Origin of the sequence: Pseudomonas rubra, from assembly GCF_028656935.1 — a bacterium.
Lineage (GTDB): Bacteria > Pseudomonadota > Gammaproteobacteria > Pseudomonadales > Pseudomonadaceae > Aquipseudomonas > Aquipseudomonas rubra.
On the sequence record NZ_JAMDGZ010000002.1, the window covers coordinates 44,293 to 66,932 of the forward strand.

Genomic DNA, 22,640 nt, shown 5'->3' on the forward strand with positions numbered 1-22,640 from the left:
GGGAAAACGAAGTTTTGACCTTGTGGGTGGGGGATTGTTCCGTTGCCTGTGCTGGCCTCATCGCTGGCAAGCCAGCTCCCACATTATGGGAGCTGGTGCTACCAGTGATGGGATCTTCAGGCCGCGCTGAACAGCTTGTGCGGATCGATCACGAATTTCTTCGGCACACCGGCATCGAACTCGCCATAACCTTCAGGTGCCTGATCGAGGCTGATGACCTGCACACCCACCACTTCGGCAATGTTGATACGGTCCCACATGATCGCCTGCATCAGTTGGCGGTTGTACTTCATCACCGGCGTTTGCCCGGTATGGAAGCTGTGCGACTTGGCCCAGCCCAGGCCAAAGCGAATGCTCAGGCCGCCAATCTTCGCAGCGGCATCCACGGCGCCCGGGTCTTCTGTAACGTACAGGCCGGGGATACCGATCTTGCCCGCTACCCGCACCACGCCCATCAACGAGTTCAGTACGGTGGCCGGGGCTTCGTGCTTGGCACCAGCATGGCCGTGGCCACGGGCCTCGAAGCCCACCGCATCGACCGCGCAGTCGACTTCCGGCTCGCCCAGCAGGTTGGCGATCTGTTCATGCAGCGGCGTGTCCTGGGACAGGTCGGCGATTTCGAAGCCCTGAGCCTTGGCGTGGGCCAGGCGTACCGGGTTGACGTCACCGACGATCACCACCGCAGCCCCCAGCAAACGCGCCGAGGCAGCGGCTGCCAGGCCTACCGGACCGGCACCGGCGATGTAGACCGAGCTGCCCGGGCCAACGCCTGCGGTGACCGCACCGTGGTAACCGGTGGGCAGAATGTCCGACAGGCAGGTCAGGTCGCGGATCTTCTCCATGGCCTTGTCGCGGTTCGGCAGTTTCAGCAGGTTGAAGTCGGCATAGGGCACCAGCACGTACTCGGCCTGGCCGCCGGTCCAGTCGCCCATGTCGACATAGCCATAGGCACCACCGGCGCGCGCCGGGTTGACGGTGAGGCAGACACCGGTGTGTTGCTCTTTGCACGAGCGGCAGCGGCCACAGGCGACGTTGAAGGGCACCGACACCAGGTCACCGATCTGCAGGTTCTCGACATCCCTGCCCTTCTCGATGACTTCACCGGTGATTTCATGGCCCAGGACCAGGCCAACCTGGGCAGTGGTACGGCCGCGGACCATGTGCTGGTCGGAGCCACAGATGTTGGTGGAGACCACCCGCAGAATCACCCCGTGCTCGATTTTCTTGCCACGCGGATCCTGCATTTTCGGGTAGTCAATATTCCGCACCTCGACCTTACCGCCGCCCAGATACACCACACCACGATTACCAGACATGCTTTTACCTCGCTAAAGTTTGTTGTTATGTAGCGGTGCAAAGTGCGCAGCCTCGGGGCTGCGCTGTGTTACTGGAATCTTTTTCCTGACTCGAGGGCCTCATCGCTGGCAAGCCAGCTCCCACAGGTCCGCTGCATGCAGTACTTGTGGGAGCTGGCTTGCCAGCGATGGCGGCCTTCAGAGCACTACTGTTCTGTTGGCGTTCAAGAACACCCGCCGCTCGATGTGATACCCCACCGCCCGCGCCAATGTCAGGCACTCGATATCACGGCCTTTGGCAATCAGGTCTTCGGGGTAATGGCTGTGATCCACCGCCTCGACACCCTGGGCGATGATCGGCCCTTCGTCGAGGTCGTTGTTGATGTAGTGCGCGGTGGCGCCCACCAGTTTCACGCCCTTGTTGTAGGCCTGGTGATAGGGCTTGGCGCCCTTGAAACCCGGCAACAGCGAGTGATGGATGTTGATCGCCCAGCCGTCGAGCTTGCGGCACAGCTCCGGCGACAGCACCTGCATGTAACGGGCAAGGATCACCAACTCCGCGCCGGACTCCTCGATCACTTGCAGCACCTTGCGCTCCTGGGCCGGTTTGTCATGCGGGTCGAGGGCAAAGTGGTAATAGGGAATGCGGTGCCAGTGGGCCAGGGGCTCAAGGTCCGGGTGGTTGGAAATCACCGCAACCACGTCCATGCTCAACTGGCCGATGCGCTGGCGATACAGCAGGTCGTTGAGGCAGTGATCGGCCTTGGAGACCATGATCACCACCTTCGGCCGGTGCTTGGGCGCGGTCAGTTCGAACAGCATGCCGAACACCTCGCCCCGTTCGGCCAGGCCTGCACGAAAGCTTTCTTCGTCGAAGTCATCCGGCTGGCGGAACTCCACGCGAATGAAGAAGCGCCCGGACAGCCGGTCATCGAACGAATGGTGCTCGGTGACGTAGCAGTGCTGCTCGAACAGGTAACGCGTCACCGCATCGACTGTACCGAGCAGGCTCGGGCAGTCGGCGGTGAGAATCCAGGTGTCCGGTGCGCGACTCATGGCATTGCTCCTTAAACCTGAATGCTCAGGCCATATTCGGCGGAGGCGTCCTGCAACCACAGCCACCAGTAGTCGGAGAAGCTGCGGCGGATCAACAGCTCCCAGGTTTCTTCACCGGTGCGGCGAATCACCAGTTGCGACTTGGCAAACACCGTACCGACCGCCTTGCCCACCGGGAAGTTGTTTGGGTGTACATCGTAGCTGGTGGATTTCATCAGCACGTCGCGCACGTTGGGGCCGCTCAGTTCCAGCAGGGTTTGCCCGCCGCTGACGTTGACGATCTGAATATGCAGACCATCGAGGGCATCGCGCAGTTTCTGCTCGGCGGCAAATTCTTCGCCAGCCGGGACAATCAGCAGCCACTCATCCGGGCCCAGCCATTGCAGCGACATCTCGCCATTGGCAACCACCGTCAGGGCCACCGGCAGTTCCAGGCTCAGGGCCTTGAACACGCCGCCGGCAAAGGCCGGGTCTTTGCCATCGCCACGCAGGGTCAGGTGGCCGAGGAGCTTCTTCTCGCGCAGGGTCACCCCGGCGTTCTTGCGGCCCTTGCCGACCAGGCTGGCCAGGTCGGCGTGGTGCAGTGGCGTTTCAGCCTTGGCGTCATTGCCGGGGCGTTGCTGGTAGACGTTGATCGTGCTCATTACACACCTGCCTTGAATTCTGTGAACCTGGTAACGCGATCCCTGTGGGAGCTGGCTTGCCAGCGATGGGAGCCCCGCAAGGCTTCGCCTTGCATCGCTGGCAAGCCAGCTCCCACAGGTACTGCATCAACCTTGCGTTAGATGTTCTGCTGCTCGCCCTTCGGATCGAAGAACACCGAAGAACAGATCTGCGCCTCGATCACGCTGCCATCGGCCTGGGGCGAGTAGACCCGATCACCGATACGCTTGAGCCCGCCCTTGACCACTCCCATGGCGAAGGAATAGCCCAGGGAGTTGCTGGCGTAGCTGGAAGTGACGTGGCCAACCATGTCCATCGGGATCGCTTGTTTGGGGTCGAACACCAGTTGCGCGCCTTCAGGCAGCCATTGGTTCGGGTCCACCGGCTTGAGCCCCACCAGTTGCTTGCGGTTCTCGCGCACGCAGTCTTCGCGGTTCATCCCGCGCCAGCCGATCCACGAGAACGGTTTGGTGCGGCCAACGCACCAGCCCATGTTGAGGTCGTCCGGGGTCATCGAGCCGTCGGTGTCCTGGCCGACGATGATGAAGCCCTTCTCGGCCCGCAGTACGTGCATGGTTTCGGTGCCATACGGGGTCAGGTTGTACTGTTTGCCGGCGGCGACGATCTTCTCCAGCACGCCCATGGCGTAGTTGGCCTGGATGTTGACCTCATACGACAGCTCACCGGTGAACGAGATACGGAACACCCGCGCCGGTACACCGCCCACCAGGCCTTCCTTCCAGGTCATGAACGGGAAAGCGTCCTTGTCCAAGTCGATATCGGTCACTTCGCTGAGCAGCTTGCGGCTGTTGGGGCCCGACAAGGTCAGGGTTGCCCAGTGGTCGGTGACCGAGGTGAAGTACACCTTCAGATCCGGCCATTCGGTCTGCTGGTAGATCTCCAGCCACTGCAACACCCGCGCCGCACCACCGGTGGTGGTAGTCATGATGAAGTGGTTGTCGCCGACGCAGGCGGTCACGCCATCGTCGAAGACCATGCCGTCTTCCTTGCACATCAGGCCATAGCGCGCCTTGCCAACATCAAGCTTGGTCCAGGCGTTGGTGTAGATACGGTTGAGAAACTCGCGCGCATCCGGGCCCTGGATGTCGATCTTGCCCAGGGTCGAGGCATCGAGCAGGCCGACGCTGTCGCGTACTGCCTTGCACTCGCGGGCCACGGCGGCATGAATGTCTTCGCCATTGCGCGGGAAGTACCAAGGGCGCTTCCACTGGCCGACGTCTTCGAACTCGGCGCCGTTTTTCACATGCCAGGCATGCAGGGCGGTAAAGCGCACCGGCTCGAACAAATGACCGCAGTGCCGGCCCGCCACCGCGCCGAAGGTGACCGGCGTGTAGTTGGGGCGGAACATGGTGGTGCCCATTTCCGGGATGGTGATGCCCATGGAGCGGGCGGCAATCGCCAGGCCGTTGATGTTGCCGAGCTTGCCCTGATCGGTACCAAAGCCCAGGGCGGTGTAGCGTTTGACGTGCTCGACCGACTCGAAGCCTTCGCGGGTAGCCAGTTCGATGGCCGCGGCGGTGACGTCGTTCTGCTGGTCGACGAATTGCTTCGGCGCCCGTGCGGTGTTCTTGTCATGGGGCACCTGGAACAGCGCCACGGTCGGTTCTTCCTGGCGTGCCAGGACTTTCGGGATCACCCCCAGCACGGCCTTGAAGCCGGCTTCGGTGGCGGCACGCACGCCGCCTTCAAAGCCATCGGCAAGGGTGTCGCCGAGGGCGAACACACCGTTGATGCCGCCGACGCACACGCGCTTTTGCGGTGCATCACCCGGGACGAACCCCAGAATATCTTCACGCCAGATCGGCTTGCCGCCCAGGTGCGAAGCCAGGTGCACCACTGGGCTGTAGCCGCCGGAAGTGGCCACCAGGTCGCAGTCCAGCCACTCGCCAGGGCTGCTGATTTTATGCGCACTGACATCGATGGCGGCGACTCGGGCGGCACTGACGTGCTTGCTGCCACGGCTCTCGATCACTGCACTGGAGGTAAGGATACGGATTCCCTTGGCCCGCGCCTCTTCCACCAGCGAACCGCGAGGGTTGTGGCGGGCGTCGGCGACGGCGACCACTTTCAGGCCAGCGTCGTGCCAATCCAGCGCCACACGGTAGGCATGATCGTTGTTGGTCGAAAGCACCAGCTTGCGGCCCGGCGCGACCCCATAACGGCGCACGTAGGTCGACACCGCACCGGCGAGCATGTTGCCCGGCACATCGTTGTTGCCGTACACCAGTGGCCGTTCATGGGCACCGGTGGCCAGCACCACGCGCTTGGCGCGTACCCGGTGCATGCGTTGACGTACCTGGCCGATCGGCGCGCGATCGCCCAAGTGGTCGGTCAGGCGTTCGTGAATGGTGAGGAAGTTATGGTCGTGGTAGCCGTTGACCGTCGCCCGTGGCAGCAGGGTGACTTCCGGCAGTGCTTCAAGCTCGGCCACGACTGCCGCAACCCAGTCGGCGGCAGGCTTGCCGTCGAGGGTTTCACGGCTGTCGAGCAGGCTACCGCCAAACTCTTCCTGCTCATCGGCCAGAATCACCCGCGCACCGCTGCGGCCCGCCGCCAACGCGGCAGCCAGGCCGGCGGGGCCGGCGCCCACCACCAGCACATCGCAGTGGTGGCTCATGTAGTCGTAGCTGTCCGGATCGTTCTGCAGCGGCGCACGGCCCAGGCCTGCGGCTTTGCGGATGTACTTCTCGTAGGTCATCCAGAACGACTGCGGGTACATGAAGGTCTTGTAATAGAAGCCCGGTGGCATCAGCTTGCCGCCGACCCGGCCCAGAATCCCCATGACGTCGTTGTTCACATTCGGCCAGCCGTTGGTGCTGGTAGCGACCAGGCCGGCGTACAGCGCCTGCTGGGTGGCACGCACGTTGGGCACCTGGGTGGCTTCGGTGGCGCCGATCTGCAAGATGGCATTGGGCTCTTCGGAGCCTGCGGCGATGATCCCGCGCGGGCGCGAGTACTTGAAGCTGCGCCCGACGATATCCACGCCGTTGGCCAGCAGCGCAGCGGCCAGGGTGTCACCGGCAAAGCCCTGGTAGGTCTGGCCGTTGAACGTGAAGTTCAAGACTTTGCTGCGGTCGATACGACCACCGTTGGACAGGCGATAGACCTGGCTCATACCTTTTCTCCCTGACCACTGACTGCCAACTGCGGGCTGGTGCTTTTGCCGGTGACCTGCGGCTTGGCGCCGATCGGATAGGTTTCCAGAATTTCGTAGGTCAGCGTGTCACGCGTGGCGTTGAAGTACTGGCGACAGCCGGCGGCGTGAATCCACAGTTCGTGGTGCAGGCCACGGGGGTTATCGCGAAAGAACATGTAGTCGCCCCACTCCTCGTCAGTGCAGGCGTTGGGGTCCAGCGGCCGGGGAATGTGCGCCTGGCCTGCAGCGTGGAACTCCTCTTCGGAGCGCAGCTCGCCGCAGTGGGGACAGAAGATATGCAACATGGGGATTTCTCCTGTTAGTGGGCGACAGCGGCGGCGCCGTGTTCGTCGATCAGTGCACCGTTGTGGAAACGGTCGATGGAAAAGGGTTTGGCCAGCGGGTGCATTTCGCCCTTGGCCAGGCTTGCGGCAAACACGTTGCCCGAGCCCGGGGTGGCCTTGAAGCCGCCGGTGCCCCAGCCGCAGTTGAAGAACATGTTCTTCACCGGGGTCTTGGAGATGATCGGGCAAGCGTCTGGCGTGGTGTCGACGATCCCGCCCCACTGGCGGTTCATGCGCACCCGCGAGAGGATCGGGAACATTTCGACGATGGCCTGCAAGGTGTGCTCGATTACCGGATACGAGCCGCGCTGGCCGTAGCCGACCCAGCCATCGATACCGGCACCGATGACCAGGTCGCCCTTGTCCGACTGGCTGATATAGCCGTGCACGGCGTTGGACATGATCACACTGTCGATGATCGGCTTGAGCGGCTCAGACACCAGCGCCTGCAGCGGATGCGATTCGATCGGCAGGCGGAAACCGGCAAGCTTGGCCATGTGCCCGGAGTTACCGGCGGTGACCACGCCCACACGTTTAGCACCGATAAAGCCCTTGTTGGTCTCGACGCCGATGACCACGCCGTTCTCCTTGCGAAAGCCGATCACTTCGGTCTGCTGGATCAGGTCCACGCCCAGGGCGTCAGCGGCGCGGGCAAAGCCCCAGGCCACAGCATCGTGACGGGCAACACCGCCACGGCGTTGCACGGTGGCACCGAGGATGGGATAGCGGGTGTTTTTCGAGCAGTCCAGGTAGGGGATTTCATCTGCTACCTGCTGGGCATTGAGCAACTCACCATCCACACCGTTGAGGCGGTTGGCGCTGACCCGACGCTCCGAATCGCGAATATCCTGCAGGGTGTGGCAGAGGTTGTAGACGCCGCGCTGGGAGAACATCACGTTGTAGTTGATGTCTTGCGACAGCCCTTCCCAGAGCTTCATGGCGTGCTCGTACAGGTGCGCCGACTCATCCCACAGGTAATTGGAGCGGACGATGGTGGTGTTGCGCGCGGTGTTGCCGCCACCCAACCAGCCCTTCTCGACTACTGCCACGTTGGTGATGCCGTGTTCCTTGGCCAGGTAATAGGCGGTGGCCAGGCCATGGCCGCCACCGCCGACGATGACCACGTCGTAGACTTTTTTCGGGGTCGGCGTGCGCCACATGCGCTGCCAGTTTTCGTGGTGGCTGAGCGAGTGCTTGAAGAGGCCGAAGCCTGAGTAACGTTGCATAGTCTTTACTCCTGGACCACTCAGCGGTAAACCGGAAAATCTGCACAGAGTGCCGACACGTTCTTCGCCACATCGGCCTCGACATCGGCATCACCGAGGTTGTCGAGGATGTCGCAGATCCAGCCGGCCAGCTCCACGCACTGGCTGACCTTGAAGCCGCGACTGGTGACCGCCGGGGTGCCGATGCGCAGGCCGGAGGTGACGAACGGCGACTGCGGATCGTTGGGCACAGCGTTCTTGTTGACGGTAATGTGCGCGCGGCCGAGGGCGGCGTCGGCGTCTTTGCCGGTCAGGCCCTGGCGGATCAGGCTGACCAGGAACAGGTGGTTGTCGGTGCCGCCGGAAACCACGTCGTAGCCACGCTCGACGAACACCTTGGCCATGGCCTGGGCGTTGTCGATCACCTGCTGTTGATAGGTCTTGAAGCCCGGCTCCAGCGCTTCCTTGAAGCACACGGCCTTGGCCGCGATCACGTGCATCAGCGGGCCGCCCTGGGCGCCAGGGAACACAGCGGCGTTGAGCTTCTTCTCGATCTCTTCGTTACTGCGCGCCAGGATCAGGCCGCCACGCGGGCCGCGCAGGGTCTTGTGGGTGGTGGTAGTGACCACGTCGGCGTATGGCAGCGGGTTCGGGTACAGGCCAGCGGCAACCAGGCCGGCAACGTGGGCCATGTCAACAAACAGGTAGGCGCCCACCTTGTCGGCAATCTGACGAAAACGTGGGAAATCGAGGGTTTTCGAGTAGGCCGAGAACCCGGCAACGATCATTTTCGGTTTGCTCTCAACGGCCAGGCGCTCGACCTCGTCGTAGTCGATCAGACCGGTTTTGGTGTCGATGCCGTACTGCACGGCGTTGTACAGCTTGCCCGAGGACGACACCTTGGCACCGTGGGTCAGGTGGCCGCCGTGGGCCAGGCTCATGCCCAGAATGGTATCGCCGGCCTGCAGCAAGGCCAGGTACACCGCGCTGTTGGCCGAGGAGCCGGAGTGCGGCTGGACGTTGGCGTAGTCGGCACCGAACAGCTGCTTGGCGCGATCGATCGCCAGTTGCTCGACCTTATCCACATGCTCGCAACCACCGTAGTAGCGCTTGCCCGGATAACCTTCGGCGTATTTGTTGGTGAGGCCGCTGCCCTGGGCCTGCATGACGCGCTTGCTGGTGTAGTTTTCCGAGGCGATCAGCTCGATGTGATCTTCCTGGCGTTGCTCTTCGGCATTGATTGCCGCCAGCAGTGCATCGTCGTAACCCTGGATCTGGTCTTGCTTGCTGAACATCGCAGTCTCTCCCGGCAGCGGCATGGGTCTTGTCAGGCAATTGCCCTTTTGAGCGATGGTATGACTGGCGCAGACAGCCCAGATGCCTACGCACGCCTTGCAAAGGTGCGTTTACGACATGCAGCCTCATCGCGGAGTAAGCCCGCTTCTACAAGGCTTCGTAGGAACGGTCTTACCCCGCGACGCTTGGTATAGGCGGCTTCAGAAATCTTATTTACAGTGCTCACCTGCATCGTTCACAGGACAGTGTCATGACAGATCAAAGCCAACAATTCGCCAGCGACAACTACTCAGGTATCTGCCCAGAAGCCTGGGCCGCCATGGAAAAGGCCAACCAGGGCCATGAGCGCGCCTACGGCGACGACCAATGGACGGCACGCGCTTCAGAATACTTTCGCAAACTGTTCGAAACCGACTGCGAAGTATTCTTCGCCTTCAACGGCACCGCGGCCAACTCGCTGGCGCTGTCATCCCTGTGCCAGAGCTATCACAGCGTGATCTGCTCCGAGACCGCCCACGTCGAGACTGACGAATGCGGCGCACCGGAGTTCTTCTCCAACGGCTCCAAACTGCTCACCGCACGCAGCGAAGCCGGCAAGCTGACCCCTGAGTCGATCCGCGAAGTGGCGCTCAAGCGCCAGGATATTCACTATCCCAAGCCGCGCGTGGTGACCATCACCCAGGCCACCGAAGTGGGCAGCGTCTACCGCCCCGACGAGCTCAAGGCGATCAGCGCCACCTGCAAGGAGCTGGGCCTGAACCTGCACATGGACGGCGCGCGCTTCAGCAACGCCTGCGCCTTTCTGGGCTGCACCCCGGCCGAGTTGACCTGGAAGTCCGGGGTCGATGTGCTGTGCTTTGGCGGTACCAAGAACGGCATGGCGGTGGGCGAGGCAATCCTGTTCTTCAATCGCGACCTCGCAGAAGACTTCGACTACCGCTGCAAACAGGCCGGGCAACTGGCCTCGAAGATGCGCTTCCTCTCGGCCCCCTGGGTTGGCCTGCTCGAAGACGGCGCCTGGCTGCGCCACGCCAAACACGCCAACCGCTGCGCGCAGCTACTCAGCGAGCTGGTAAGCGATGTGCCAGGGGTCGAGCTGATGTTCCCGGTGCAAGCCAACGGGGTGTTCCTGCAGATGTCGGAACCGGCGCTGGAAGCCTTGCGTAACAAGGGCTGGCGTTTTTATACCTTCATTGGCAGCGGCGGCGCGCGGTTCATGTGCTCGTGGGATACCGAAGAGGCACGGGTGCGTGAGCTGGCAGCGGATATCCGCGCTGTAATGGGCGCCTGACGGCGCCATCGCCGGCAAGCCGGCTCCCACAGGTACTGCATACACGTTACTTTTGGGAGCTGGCTTGCCAGCGATGAACTCACCCCCGATTTAGAGCCTGAACCCTCCCATCTGCCGTGCCAGATCATCAGCCAACCCCCGCAATGCCTGACACTCCTGGCGACAGCCTTGCACATCTGCCGCCGTCTCCCGCGCAAGATCAGAAATGCCCTGCACCGTACGGTTGATTTCCTCGGTGACCGCCGACTGCTCTTCCGTCGCCGTCGCCACTTGATGGTTCATGTCACTGATGTGCTCGACCTGCTCGGTGATGGTGCTCAGCGAAGCACCTGTCTGCTGACTTGACTCCACCCCTGTCCCAGTCGCCGCCTGCCCGGCCTGCATCGACGCAACCGCGCTGCCAGCGCCCTGCTTGAGGCGCAGGATCATCTGCTGCACTTGATCGGTGGACACCTGGGTGCGCCGCGCCAGGGTCCGCACTTCATCGGCGACCACCGCAAATCCGCGGCCCATCTCCCCTGCCCGCGCCGCCTCGATGGCTGCGTTAAGCGCCAGAAGGTTGGTTTGCTCGGAAATACTGCGGATCACCGCCAGCACTTCATCAATCGACGCCACTTCCGTGGCCAGCTCGCCCACCGCGCTGGCCGCCTGGCCAATCTCCTCCGACATGCCCTCGATCTGGGTAATCGAGCGACGCACCACGTCCCGGGCCTGGAGCGCTTCGCTGCGCGCGGTTTGCGAGGCAAGCGCGGCATTGCCGGCATTCTGGGCGATGTCCTGTACGGTCAGGCCCATCTCATGCACGGCCGTGGCAACCATCTCGGTCATTTCCTGCTGACGGGCCGAACGTTCAGCGGTGCTTTCCACCACTTGCGTCACTTGCGTGACCGAACCGCGCAGACGCTCGCTGGTGCTCAACACTTCACCGATCAGGTCACGCTGACTATCGAGAAAGCGATTGAAACCGCGGGCCAGGTCGCCCAGCTCGTCTGCACGGTTTTCGTCCAGGCGCCGGGTCAGGTCGCCACCGCCATTGCCGATTGCCATCAAGGCGTCGGTCACGCGCCGGATCGGCCGCACGATGCCGCGTGCCAGCAGCACCACCAGCAACAGCGACACCAGCGCGACCACCGCACCAATCAAGCTGGTCAGCCAGACCGTCTCGCGTACCTGGGCGTAGATCTGGGCTTCTGGCACCTCGGCGACCAGCGTCCAGTTCAGGTCACGCAACGGTAAGCTGAAGGCCAGGTAACTCTCGCCATCACGCTCGAAGCGGCTGCTGTGCAGGCCCTGCTCCCGGCTCAGGACCACCTTGGCAGCCTCGCCGCCAATCTGTTCGGCCAGCTGACGCTTGCCGCTGAACTCTGCTTGCGGATGCACCTGGATCAAACCATCGCCGCGCACCAGCATCACCCGCCCGCGCTCACCAAAACTGAAGTTGTGAATCAGCTCGGACAGTTCGGTCATGCGCAGGCCTAGGCCGGCGATACCCACCAACTGCCCGGCCTTCTCCACCCGGTAGTCGATGAACAACGCCAGCTCGCCCGTGCTGCCATCGGTGTCGATGTTCAGCAAGCGCGGGTTGCCACTGTCGATAAAGCCAAAGAACCATTTGTCCGCCGGATTGCTGCGGCTGAGGGTGCGATCCAGGCCCTTCTCGTTGTAGTAGTGGTTGCTCGCCGTAGCGGCAAACAGCGCGGTAAAGGCATGGTTCTGTTGGCGCAAGGCTTCCAGGTACTCGATGAATTGCGGCGCCTGGGCACTGTCTTCACCCGCCGCCAGCCAATCACGCAGCAAGGTGTTGTTGGCGATATCGGCCGCCGCCGTCAGCGGCCGGCCAAGCATTCGCTCGATGTCGTTACGAATCGCCTCAATGCTTGCCGGCAAGGCGGTGTCGACCAGGTAACGCTCGGTCAGGCGATTGACCGCCACACTGTAGATGCCGACCACGATCAGAATGCTCAGCAACAGCGCTGCGCCCATGCTTGCGATCAATTGCCACTGGATACTGCGCCGCCAGAACTGCATGTATTTCCCCTGGGTAAATAAGCTCTGTAGTGCAATAGACAGGCCAATTGTATACAATAGAAAATACAATAATTACAGTGATCCACAGCAATGCCGGCCCACCCTCCCGAAGGTGGTGAGCTGGCAAAAGGTATGACGAGGGTTGGAAGCAATCAGTTGTTGCTGATGGTCCGGGCAATCACATCGACCGTGGCGTTGACTTGCTCTTGGTAACGGTCGAGGGCCTGCTGGTGCTGCTGTTGCAGATCAATCTGCTGCGAGCACAGGTTGAGGGCTGCCAGTACCAGCAGCTTGTCACCGATCAGGGTGGGGTATTTACGCTTGGTGTCGGCCAATGAGGCATTGAGCATCTGCACCGCTTGTGCCAGCGCCTGCTCCTGGCCTTCGGGGGCCTTGATCGAATAGTCGCTGCCCAGGATCGACACGACATTGATCGGCTGAGCTGAGGTTTTCATGCGTTCACGGCACCAGCGCTGGCACGTTCAACCAGCGCCTGAATGCGTGCAGCGGTGGCACCCTGCTTTTCTTCCTGCTCCAGCAGGCTCAGTTGCAGGCTGTCGTTCTCATCTTTGGCCTGGGCCAGTTCCGCGCTGATCTGCGCGTTGCGCTCGGTCAGTTGCTGATTCTTTTGCACCAGGTCGCTGACCAGTTGCTCCAGTTGACTAAGGGAAGTTTCCATCATGATTGCCTTCTCGGGGTATTTCAGGGGGCGCACACGATAAAGAAAAGTCCGCGTGCTCGCCAGGGATATCGGGTTTAGACACGTCGGCCTGGTGCAGATTGACCCAGGAATCCGGATCCGGTTCCCCGTGGTGGGTGCCACCGGTCAGGAAAAAAGTGCGCTGTCTGGCAATTTCATCTTTGCCCTCTCAAGTCTTCACGCGGCCGACCGATAGGCATGGCAGACCTGAATCAGTCGCACGGATCACGTGCCCTTTCCCCTCCCTGGAGACCACCATGTCCCTACGCAACATGAACATCGCTCCGCGTGCACTCCTGGGGTTTGCCCTGATCGGTGCGCTGATGCTGGCCCTGGGTTTGTTCGCCCTGAACCAGATGAGCAAGATTCGCCAGGCCGGCGAAACCATCGAAAACTCAACGGTGCCAAGCATCACCAACCTTGACCAGTTGACCCAGTTGACCCTGCGCCTGCGTACCCTGTCCTATCGTCTGCTGCTCAACCGTGAAGCCGGCACCCTGCAGGCTACCCTCACGCTGATCGACCAGCGCAACCAGCAGATCGACGACGCGCGCCGGACCTATGAGACAGTCATCACCGGTAACCAGGAGCGCGCAGCCTACAACCAGTACGTACAGTTGCTGGGGCAGTACCGTCAGCTGGAAAACCGCATGCGCCTGGCGTCGCAGAGCAATGACCTGGAGACGCTGCGCAACCTGATCAACCGCGACATGCTCGACAGCTCCGAGCAGATCAACAGCGTCATGGAGCAACTGATCGGCATCAACACCACGCAAACCAGCGAGATCAACCGTACCGCCGCCGAGCAGTATGGCAACGCCGTCGCCCTGGTAATCGGCCTGCTGCTGGCCGCCACCGCCCTGACCCTGATCTGTGCCCTGCTGCTGACCCGCAGTATCGTCAAGCCGATCGAGGAAGCCCTGCAGGCTGCCGAACGCATCGCCGAAGGCGACCTGACCCGCAGCATTCAGGCCGATGGCCAGGACGAAGCCGCGCGCCTGCTCAAGGCCATGGCCAAGATGCAGAACAAGCTGCGCGATACCTTGCAACAGATTTCCGGCTCCGCCACCCAGTTGGCATCGGCGGCTGAAGAGCTGAACAGCGTCACCGACGAAAGCGCCCGTGGCCTGCAGCAGCAGAACAACGAAATCGAACAGGCCGCTACCGCCGTCACCGAGATGACCAGCGCCGTGGAAGAAGTCGCACGTAACGCCGTAAGCACCTCCGAAGCCTCGAAAGAAGCCACCCGTTCGGCCGGCGATGGCCGTGACCTGGTGCTGGAAACCGTCAGCGCCATCGAGCGCATGAGCACCGACGTACAGGGCACCGCCGAGCTGATCGGCAACCTGGCTGAAGAGTCGCGGGACATCGGCAAGGTGCTCGACGTGATTCGCGGCCTGGCCGACCAGACCAACCTGCTGGCGCTGAACGCCGCCATCGAAGCGGCCCGCGCCGGTGAAGCCGGTCGTGGCTTTGCCGTGGTGGCTGATGAAGTCCGCGCCCTGGCCCACCGCACCCAGCAGTCAACCAGCGAAATCGAGCGGATGATCGGCAGCATCCAGGGCGGCACCGAACAGGCGGTCAACTCCATGCGCAACAGCACCGAACGCGCCGAGTCGACCCTGAACATCGCCCGTGGTGCGGGCCTGGCGCTGGAAACCATCACCGGCGCTGTAGCCGAAATCAACGAACGCAACCTGGTAATCGCCAGCGCCGCCGAAGAGCAGGCTCAGGTCGCCCGGGAAGTGGACCGCAACCTGGTCAACATCAACGACCTGTCGGTGCAGTCGGCCACCGGCGCCCACCAGACCAGCGCGGCCAGCGCCGAGCTCTCGCGCCTGGCGGTGGACCTGAGCGGCCTGGTGGCGCGTTTCAGCGTTTAAGCGGTCGGCACAGCCGGCTCTGCAGCCAACGCATGAGCCGGCACAACACGCCAGGCTGCTGACGTGGACCGCCTTGATTCAGCGTCATTGGCTTTAGGGGCTCCCATTGTGAGATGGGACCTCCTTGCGGAGAAAAGCCGTTGTTGAATCGGGTGGCCAGCTTGTCCACCGCATTCAACGCGGTGGTTACAGCCCCCTCCGCCCAACCGCCGGTCCAGGAGACATCGTCTCCAGCCAGGATGAAGCCATCCACTGCCGTGCGGTCACTGCCCTCCTTGAACTGGCTGAACAGCAACCGCTGATACTCGTACTGCCCCGGCAGGTTCATCTTGAAGGCTCCGAGGTAGAACGGCTCGTCTTCCCAGTTGATCTCGACAAAGGGGTCAGCCTCCGCAAAATGCGAGGTCAGGTCCAGGCCGGGATACACCTGATCGAGCAAGGCTGTACACAGTTCGCCGTGTTGCGGCAGGCGGCCTTGGCGATCGCCAAGAAACTTCAGGCTGTCGTCATTCCAGGTGTACGACAGAAAGATCCCGCTCCCTTTGTAGTCTCCAGTACTGCGGCTGTAGTCGACCAGGTAGGTGCCGCGGGTCAAACGGTCGGACAGGGTAATGCTCATCAACTGCTTGCCATCCTCCCCGCGCGCAGTCCAGAACGGCTCCCGGGTAGCGGCGAAGACCTTGGCCGACTGCATATAGTGGGTATACATCACGGCTTCCCACTGGGGCTGGGTCAATAGCGAGCGGCTTGCCTCGAGCCCTTCGGCGCCATTCATGTAGCGGAACTTGTCGAGGACCCGTACATGGGGGGTGTAGACCACACTGTCATAACGCAGCCGTTGATCGTGACCGTGTTCCAGGTCATGCAACAGCACTTCGAAACCACCCCCCTCGTCGACACCCAGGCGTCTGATCTGCCGTACTTCCTGGCGTAGCGGATTACCCGGGAACGCTTGCGACAGCTCCTTGAGCGTCATGTCTTGCGGCCAGAACACACTCTCGTCGCCGAACGCGGCTGCTGATCGCTCCCAGAGCCGTTGCGGCAGTTGATCGGCACCATCGCGCATCAACAGGTGGTTGATATCGAGCCCGGTGTACAACACGCGCAGCACTTCCAGGAAACAATTGGGGAAGTCGGTGTTCCAGCCACCGGTACCAAAACCGATCTGACCGAACAGGTTGATGTCCTCGTCGGACCAACGCGCCTGCTCGACCATCGCGGCATGAAAGCTGAGGTTGTCCCAGCCTTCAGCCAAAATGGCGTTCCACAAGCGTTTAATCTTGGCCTGATCGATTGTGCCGGCAGACATTGCCTGTTCCATTTCCTGGAAATGAATAGGCGCCTGCTCCAGAAACTCTTCGAAAAATTTGATTTCGATGTTTTCAAACGCCGGCGGCCTGGGAAAATTACTGTTGCCCACTTCGTAGTAAAACTTCTCATCGCCATAATCAACCACCGTACTCACGGCCGCAGCACTTCCCGGATTGGGAAAGTCCTCGCTATTTTCGAGCATGCCAACTTTACTGAAGTAATGCATCAGCGCCCGCCCGGACAAGGGAAAGCGCATGGCACCTCGTTCAAACGGAACGTCAGCGTCAACCGGGCTGGAAAACAAGCGCCCGCCAATTCGCCCACTGGCCTCTACCACCACCGGGTGCAGGCCCATGCGCATTGCCTCATAGGCGGCAACCAGGCCGGCCACTCCCGCGCCAACCACCAGCACCTGCCGGCCGTGGTACTGCGGTTGAATACGGCCAAGTGGCGCCTGCCCCTTATCCATCAGGTATTGACCATAGTCGAAAGGAAAGTCGGGAATCAGGGCGCGTACCTGATTATCCAAGACACGTTGGGCGGACAGGATTCGTGAAGGAATCGCGGACATGCAAGGCTCCAGATCAACAAGTTCACAAGAGCCTCAGCTTAGAGTCATAAAACACAATCAATTATAGTATTTGGCAATCAAACAACAGGTTTTTGAACTAGCAAAAATGCCAGTTGACGCAAACTTCATTATGCCTCCATATCATGATTTTCAGGAGAGCAAACATGCACGACTCATCATTACCCTTGCGAATTGCTTGCGCTCAAGTTGCACCAAAAGTTGCTGATGTGGTGCACAATCGAAATGTCTCCAATGCGGCTATCCGGGCGGCCGCCGACGCGGACGCCGAACTGGTGGTACTGCCAGAGCTGATGCAAAGCGGCTACGTGTTCCATGACCGCGAAGAGGCACTGAGTGTTGCCGAGGGTTTATACGGCGAAACACTACTCGGCTGGTTTGACCTGGCCCGTGAGCTCGACATCATCGTCGTTGGCGGGTTCTGCGAATACCTGTCGCCTTACGAAGTCGCCAACAGCGCCGTGTTGATCGACCCTCGCGGGTTGATATCCCTCTATCGCAAAGCCCATTTGTGGGATCAGGAAAAACTCATCTTTACCCCAGGCGATCAACCGCCTCCCGTCGTGCGCACTGCCAAAGGCCGGATCGGCCTGATGATCTGCTACGACCTGGAACTGCCCGAATGGGTGCGTCTGGCTGCCCTCGGCGGCGCACAGCTGCTTTGCGCCCCGGTCAACTGGCCAGACCTGGGGCGCCCGGCAGGCGAGCGGCCGGCCGAGATCGTACGCGTGCAAGCTGCTGCTGCGGTCAACCGCATGTTCATCGCCAGCTGTGATCGTCACGGTCACGAGCGTGGAATGGATTGGGTGGGCGGCTCAACTATCGTCGATGCCGACGGTTTCCCCCTGGCCGGCGCCAGCAGCAATCCTGAAGATCAACTGCTGGTCACCGATATCGATCTGGCCGAGGCCGACAACAAGTGGATCAGCGAGTACAACCACGTGCACCAGGACCGCCGTCCGCAGCTCTATCACGAGTTGTGCAGCCCTGGGTTTGGTACTCACTCATCGCGCCTGACGGCTGCCCCCAATGGGCTGATAACACGCCTTAAAACCTGAGATAAAAAGTGAGCACGTCAGCTGGGGCCCAGATCGACCTATCACTGCCTAGCACGGTGCCCAACGAGTGCCTACTCACAACTCTGCCAGTACCCCTTGGTGACCCGATGTTCAATAGTGCCAATGCGGCAGTTGCCGTAATGAGCACATAACTGAATACGTCAAGGACGAAACAACCATGAGCACTTTTCAAGACATCAATATCGAAACCCAATCCATCCCCGGCCTACCCGCCGGCGCAGTATTGTTTGCCAGCAATGCACAAAGCAGCAACACCGTGTTACCGGGTCAGAGCAATCGCAGCGGGCCAAATTTTATCGGCACCGGGCCAAGGGGAAACTGGACCTACTACGTGGTATCAAAGGGTGTGACCGGCTCCATGATCATGCGCGGTGACCTGCCGGGCAATGACTCGCAATTCGGTCGCATTGTTATCGAACGCGCCAATACCGCCTACTCGATTTCCATGAGCCGCCCCATAAACCTGAGGGGCTTCTATGCCTCCAACCCACAGAACTTCTCGAACACAGAAATGCGGTTCGACGTGTACTACCATCCGATTTCCAACGACACCAACACAATGGTCGAGTAAGCGGCGCAGCGCCCTAGCCGGATAGTCACAGCCACCCGGCTAGGGTACCGACTGCCGTACACCGGCCTCAGTAATCGATGCGCACATCACCCTTGGGTACGCTGCAGCACGACAGAATGTAGCCTTCGGCGACATCATCATCAGTGATGCCGCCGTTGTGCTCCATCTCCACCTCGCCGCCCAGCTTGAGCACCTTGCAGGTACCGCAGATGCCCATGCCGCAGGCCTTGGGGATCATCAGGCCGAGCTTGGCCGCCGCCGCATGCACGGTCTCGCCCGGGGCCACACGGATGCTCTTGCCGGTGGCGGTGAATTCCACCTGGTGCAAATCACTGGCATCGAGCTCGGCCGCTTCGGCGGCCTGTTCGGCGTGCTCGACGGCATCGGCCTTGACCTCGGCCGGCGTCGCGCCGAACGATTCTTCATGGTAGCGGCTCATGTCGTAGCCACTGCTTTCCAGCAGGCGCTTGACCGCGTTCATGTACGGCGTCGGGCCACAGCAGAAGATCTCCCGCTCCAGGTAGTCCGGGGCGATCAACTCCATCAGCTTCTGGTTCAGGTAGCCACGATAGCCCGCCCAGGGTTCGCCCAACCCGTGCTTCTCGCAAATGATGTGCAGGCTGAAGTTGTCGATCCGCGAGGCCATATGCTCAAGCTCGCGGTGATAGATGATGTCTTTGGGCGAGCGCGCACTGTGGACGAAGACCATGTCGACATTGCCGTTGGTGTCATAGAACCAGCGGGCCATGGACATCACCGGGGTGATACCGACGCCGCCGCTCAGGTACAAGACCTTGGGGCTGGGAAAATCCATGGCGTTGAACAGCCCGACCGGCCCATGCACCGCCAGCTCCTGGCCCTCGTGCAGGGTGTCGTGCAGCCAGTTAGAGACCTTGCCGCCAGGCACGCGCTTGATCGTCACCGAGAAGCTGTAGGGCACCGAGGGTGAACTGGAGATGGTGTAGGAGCGCATGATCGGCTCGCCGTCGATCTCAAGCTCCAGGGTGACGAACTGGCCGGGCTTGAAGAAGAACATGATCGGCTGGTCGGCCATGAAACAGAAGGTGCGCACATCCCAGGTTTCCTGGATCACCTTGACGCAGCGGACGATGTGGCGGCCGTTGGCCCAGGTCTGGGTGCTGACCGGATTGAGGAAGCTGTTGGACATGCTCGTCTCCACGGCCGACTGCGGCCTGATGGCTGCGATTCTGCGCAAGGCACGCGCGCGACACTTACCTATCCGCGACATTGGCGTGCTTATCGCGACCAGCCCCCGGCTACCGGGGCTGGGGCGTCGGAAACGGATCTGATCATGTCGTCCATGGATATGGTTCACGCGCACTTCGAACGCACACTCCAACGCAAATGATCCTGCTGTACTTGAGCCTTGCGTCGCCATAACAACGATTAGCCACTTTCACCGGCCATAAGCACTGGCCATGAGGACCTACACGATGGACGTCACCGCAACTTTGAGTCTGGGCGATCCACTGGAACCTGCACGCAAGGCCACCGCCGAGATGCTGCAGAGCCGCGAGCGGACCTTCTCGCTGCCACAGCCGTTCTACTGCGACGAGCGCCTGTTCCAGATCGACATGGAGGAGATATTCCAGAAGGAATGGCTGATCGCCGGGATGACCTGTGAAATCCCGACCAAGGGCAACTTCATCACCCTGCAGATCGGCAAGAACCCGATCCTGGTGGTGCGCGGCGCCGAGGGCCAGGTGCATGCCTTCCACAACGTCTGCCGTCATCGCGGTTCGCGCCTGTGCACCAGCGACAAGGGCAAGGTCGCCAAGCTGGTCTGCCACTACCACCAATGGACCTACGAACTGGACGGTCGCCTGCTGTTCGCCGGCACCGAGATGGGCGCCGACTTCGACATGAAGCAGTACGGGCTCAAGCCTGTGAACGTGAAGACCGCCGGTGGCTACATCTTTATCAGCCTGGCCGAGAATCCGCCGGCGATCGATGACTTCCTCGCCACCTTGAACCACTACATGGAACCCTATGACATGGAGAACACCAAGGTGGCGGTGCAAACCACCTTGATGGAAAAGGCCAACTGGAAGCTGGTGCTGGAAAACAACCGCGAGTGCTACCACTGCAGCGGCTCGCACCCCGAACTGCTGAAAACCCTGCTGGAATGGGACGATGTCACCGACCCGCGCGCCGACCAGGCGTTCAAGGACCACGTCGCCGCCTCGGCCGCGGCGTGGGATGCCGAGAAGATCCCTTACGCCCACGCCAGCTTCGGCCTGCGCAACCGCATTGTGCGCATGCCGCTGCTCAAGGGCACGGTGTCGATGACCCTGGACGGCAAGCAGGGCTGCCAGAAGCTCATGGGCCGGATCAAGAACCCCGACCTTGGCTCGATGCGCATCCTGCACCTGCCGCACTCGTGGAACCACTGCATGGGTGATCACATTATCGTCTTCACCGTATGGCCAATCAGCGCCCAGGAGACCATGGTCACCACCAAGTGGCTGGTGCACAAGGATGCGGTTGAAGGCGTGGACTACGACCCAGCGCGCATGCGCCAGGTGTGGGACGCCACCAACGATCAGGACCGGCGCCTGGCGGAAGAGAACCAGCGCGGGATCAACTCCAGCGCTTACCAGCCTGGCCCTTACTCGAAGACCTATGAGTTTGGGGTGGTGAACTTTGTCGACTGGTACAGCGAGCGGCTCTTGAACAACCTGGGGGCAGCGCCGGCGCCTTATCTCAAAGGTGTGGCTGCGCAATAGGGCCCTATCGCGGGGCAAGTCGGGTCGCCGCATCGCCGCTCCCACAAAACCGGTGGGAGCGGGCTTGCCCCGCGATGCTGTACAAAATTTAACCACCCTCCGCAATCCCCCGGCCCCACTGGGCCCCTGCACACAGCAAACACTTTATCCACAGGACAGCCCACAGCTAATGTGGGCAAGTCTTTGTTTTTCCCCGAAAAAATAATTGATCAATATTTGATCAAAACTCTACGAGCCTTTAAATACAAGGCCCACAGCGGAAGGCGAACACCTTATCCACAAAGACGCCAACAGACTTTGTGTGCAAAAGTGGAAGCGGCAAAAAGCTACTGTGGATAAGGTCTTGAGCGACCGAAATTCCAGGCTTGAGTAGGCATATAGGTGTCAATTGATCAATTTTCAATCAACCCTTCGCAGGCCTTGCCAAACGGGCCTCTCAGCCATGGGCGAACATATTATCCACAGACCCGCCAACAGCGATTGTGGGCAAACTCGGCACTGCCCAAGGAACAAAACCTCATAAAATCCACAACTTAACCTGATCATTTTTTGATCATAACGACGAAGGGCACGCAATGCGTGCCCTCCAGCCATACACAAACACTTTATCCACAGATCGGCCAACAGACTTTGTGAGCAACTGTCAGCGCAACACGCCCTCTTCCACCAGCAGTTTGAGGATGGCTTGTGCGCCGTCCTGTGGGCTCACATCCTTGAGCACCTGGCCACCCCCGCCGCTGGCCTTGGCGGTGGCTGCTTTCATGCGGTCGGCGCCGCTCTTGGCCTTGATGACCTTGAGGCGCTTGGGCCGTGGCTTGGCCGGTTGCATTTCGGCGCTTGTGAATAACTCGTCTTCGACGATTGCCACCTGGCGCGCGGCTAATACCCCCCGCCGCGCCGGACCGAACGCACTCTGGCGCGGCTTGGGTGCAGCATTATCCACAGTGGCGAGCAACGGCAGGCGCACCTTCAAGCGCCGCCGCTGACCCCGGGGCAGGGCCTGCAGCACTTGGGCCACACCATTGTGGATAGATTCAACTTCGGCCAGGCCCACCACCAGCGGCCAGCCCAGCCGCTCGGCGAGCAGGAACGGCAGCATGCCCGAACCTTCGCCAGTTTCTGCCTGGCTGCCAGTGAGCACCAGCTGTGCACCGGCATCACGCAGATAATCGCCCAGTACACCCAAGGCATCGGCGCCCTGTGGCTGTTCCAGCACGTCGATATGTTCCAGGCCCATGCCCAGGTAAGCCCGCAAGGCCGGCTCCTGAGGGTCGCCGGCGTGCAGCACCTGCAAGTTATCCCCAGCCAGCTGCAGGCCCAGTTCCACTGCCCGGGCATCTTGCTCGGCACGGCGGGTGCGGCCGGAACTGGGGTGAGCACCGATTGAAACCAGACTGATGACCTTGGTGTGCATAGTTATCCCCT

General features: G+C 61.2%; 18 protein-coding genes and 1 pseudogene. 5 read left to right on the plus strand and 14 right to left on the minus strand.

What is annotated here, in order from left to right; translation table 11 throughout:
• Window positions 1-116: 116 nt before the first annotated feature.
• From fdhA to glyA, 7 genes are all read right to left on the minus strand, one after another.
• Window positions 117-1,316, minus strand: a complete 1,200-nt coding sequence (gene fdhA, locus M5G17_RS00955; protein ID WP_273891167.1) for a formaldehyde dehydrogenase, glutathione-independent — start codon at window positions 1,314-1,316, stop codon at window positions 117-119.
• Window positions 1,317-1,493: 177 nt separating this feature from the next.
• Window positions 1,494-2,351: a formyltetrahydrofolate deformylase gene (gene purU / locus M5G17_RS00960; protein ID WP_273891168.1), complete on the minus strand. Its 858-nt coding sequence runs from the start codon at window positions 2,349-2,351 to the stop codon at window positions 1,494-1,496.
• Window positions 2,352-2,362: 11 nt separating this feature from the next.
• On the minus strand, window positions 2,363-2,995 hold the full coding sequence (locus M5G17_RS00965) for a sarcosine oxidase subunit gamma (RefSeq protein ID WP_273891169.1): 633 nt from the start codon (window positions 2,993-2,995) through the stop codon (window positions 2,363-2,365).
• Window positions 2,996-3,132: 137 nt separating this feature from the next.
• On the minus strand, window positions 3,133-6,150 hold the full coding sequence (locus M5G17_RS00970) for a sarcosine oxidase subunit alpha (protein ID WP_273891171.1): 3,018 nt from the start codon (window positions 6,148-6,150) through the stop codon (window positions 3,133-3,135).
• Window positions 6,147-6,476 carry a sarcosine oxidase subunit delta gene (locus tag M5G17_RS00975; RefSeq protein WP_130266650.1) on the minus strand — a complete coding sequence of 110 codons (330 nt, stop codon included), beginning with the start codon at window positions 6,474-6,476 and terminating at the stop codon, window positions 6,147-6,149. Before M5G17_RS00975 ends, M5G17_RS00970 begins: the two co-directional genes overlap by 4 nt.
• 14 nt (window positions 6,477-6,490) lie before the next feature.
• The gene (locus M5G17_RS00980; protein ID WP_130266651.1) at window positions 6,491-7,741 is read right to left on the minus strand and encodes a sarcosine oxidase subunit beta family protein; all 1,251 of its coding nucleotides are present in this window, start codon (window positions 7,739-7,741) and stop codon (window positions 6,491-6,493) included.
• A gap of 20 nt (window positions 7,742-7,761) precedes the next feature.
• Complete coding sequence (gene glyA / locus M5G17_RS00985) at window positions 7,762-9,015, minus strand: serine hydroxymethyltransferase (protein WP_273891172.1); 1,254 nt, start codon at window positions 9,013-9,015, stop codon at window positions 7,762-7,764.
• Between the two features lie 251 nt (window positions 9,016-9,266).
• Here glyA and M5G17_RS00990 point away from each other — a divergent pair, with 251 nt between their 5' ends.
• Window positions 9,267-10,307, plus strand: coding sequence for a threonine aldolase family protein (locus M5G17_RS00990; protein ID WP_273891173.1), 1,041 nt, complete (start codon window positions 9,267-9,269; stop codon window positions 10,305-10,307).
• Between the two features lie 90 nt (window positions 10,308-10,397).
• On the opposite strand, the gene M5G17_RS27480 is transcribed toward M5G17_RS00990, so the two are convergent.
• The 4 genes and pseudogenes from M5G17_RS27480 to M5G17_RS01005 form a co-directional block, all read right to left on the minus strand.
• Entirely contained in the window at window positions 10,398-11,135 is a 738-nt protein-coding gene (locus M5G17_RS27480) for a methyl-accepting chemotaxis protein (protein ID WP_420793605.1), read from the minus strand.
• 123 nt (window positions 11,136-11,258) lie between these two features.
• A pseudogene (locus tag M5G17_RS27485) lies at window positions 11,259-12,335 on the minus strand (cache domain-containing protein); the annotation flags it as partial.
• 152 nt (window positions 12,336-12,487) lie between these two features.
• Window positions 12,488-12,790 (minus strand): cell division protein ZapA, encoded by a 303-nt coding sequence (locus M5G17_RS01000; protein WP_273891175.1) that lies wholly within the window; start codon window positions 12,788-12,790, stop codon window positions 12,488-12,490.
• Window positions 12,787-13,017 carry a hypothetical protein gene (locus M5G17_RS01005; protein WP_273891176.1) on the minus strand — a complete coding sequence of 77 codons (231 nt, stop codon included), beginning with the start codon at window positions 13,015-13,017 and terminating at the stop codon, window positions 12,787-12,789. Before M5G17_RS01005 ends, M5G17_RS01000 begins: the two co-directional genes overlap by 4 nt.
• Before the next feature lie 275 nt (window positions 13,018-13,292).
• On the opposite strand from M5G17_RS01005, the gene M5G17_RS27785 reads away from it, so the two are divergent.
• Window positions 13,293-14,918 (plus strand): methyl-accepting chemotaxis protein, encoded by a 1,626-nt coding sequence (locus M5G17_RS27785; RefSeq protein WP_273891177.1) that lies wholly within the window; start codon window positions 13,293-13,295, stop codon window positions 14,916-14,918.
• Here the strand turns inward: M5G17_RS27785 and M5G17_RS01015 are convergent.
• A complete protein-coding gene (locus M5G17_RS01015; protein WP_273891178.1) occupies window positions 14,908-16,800 on the minus strand; it encodes a flavin monoamine oxidase family protein in 1,893 nt (630 codons plus the stop codon). The genes M5G17_RS27785 and M5G17_RS01015 overlap by 11 nt on opposite strands.
• A 164-nt stretch (window positions 16,801-16,964) precedes the next feature.
• Here M5G17_RS01015 and M5G17_RS01020 point away from each other — a divergent pair, with 164 nt between their 5' ends.
• The gene (locus tag M5G17_RS01020; protein ID WP_273891179.1) at window positions 16,965-17,876 is read left to right on the plus strand and encodes a nitrilase-related carbon-nitrogen hydrolase; all 912 of its coding nucleotides are present in this window, start codon (window positions 16,965-16,967) and stop codon (window positions 17,874-17,876) included.
• Between the two features lie 178 nt (window positions 17,877-18,054).
• The gene (locus M5G17_RS01025; protein WP_273891180.1) at window positions 18,055-18,468 is read left to right on the plus strand and encodes a hypothetical protein; all 414 of its coding nucleotides are present in this window, start codon (window positions 18,055-18,057) and stop codon (window positions 18,466-18,468) included.
• Window positions 18,469-18,535: 67 nt separating this feature from the next.
• Here M5G17_RS01025 and gbcB read toward each other — a convergent pair whose 3' ends face one another.
• The gene (gene gbcB / locus M5G17_RS01030; RefSeq protein WP_273891181.1) at window positions 18,536-19,636 is read right to left on the minus strand and encodes a glycine-betaine demethylase subunit GbcB; all 1,101 of its coding nucleotides are present in this window, start codon (window positions 19,634-19,636) and stop codon (window positions 18,536-18,538) included.
• A gap of 286 nt (window positions 19,637-19,922) precedes the next feature.
• On the opposite strand from gbcB, the gene gbcA reads away from it, so the two are divergent.
• Window positions 19,923-21,215 (plus strand): glycine-betaine demethylase subunit GbcA, encoded by a 1,293-nt coding sequence (gene gbcA / locus M5G17_RS01035; RefSeq protein WP_273891182.1) that lies wholly within the window; start codon window positions 19,923-19,925, stop codon window positions 21,213-21,215.
• A gap of 643 nt (window positions 21,216-21,858) precedes the next feature.
• Here the strand turns inward: gbcA and etfB are convergent.
• Window positions 21,859-22,629 (minus strand): electron transfer flavoprotein subunit beta, encoded by a 771-nt coding sequence (etfB, locus tag M5G17_RS01040; protein ID WP_273891183.1) that lies wholly within the window; start codon window positions 22,627-22,629, stop codon window positions 21,859-21,861.
• Between the last annotated feature and the right edge of the window lie 11 nt (window positions 22,630-22,640).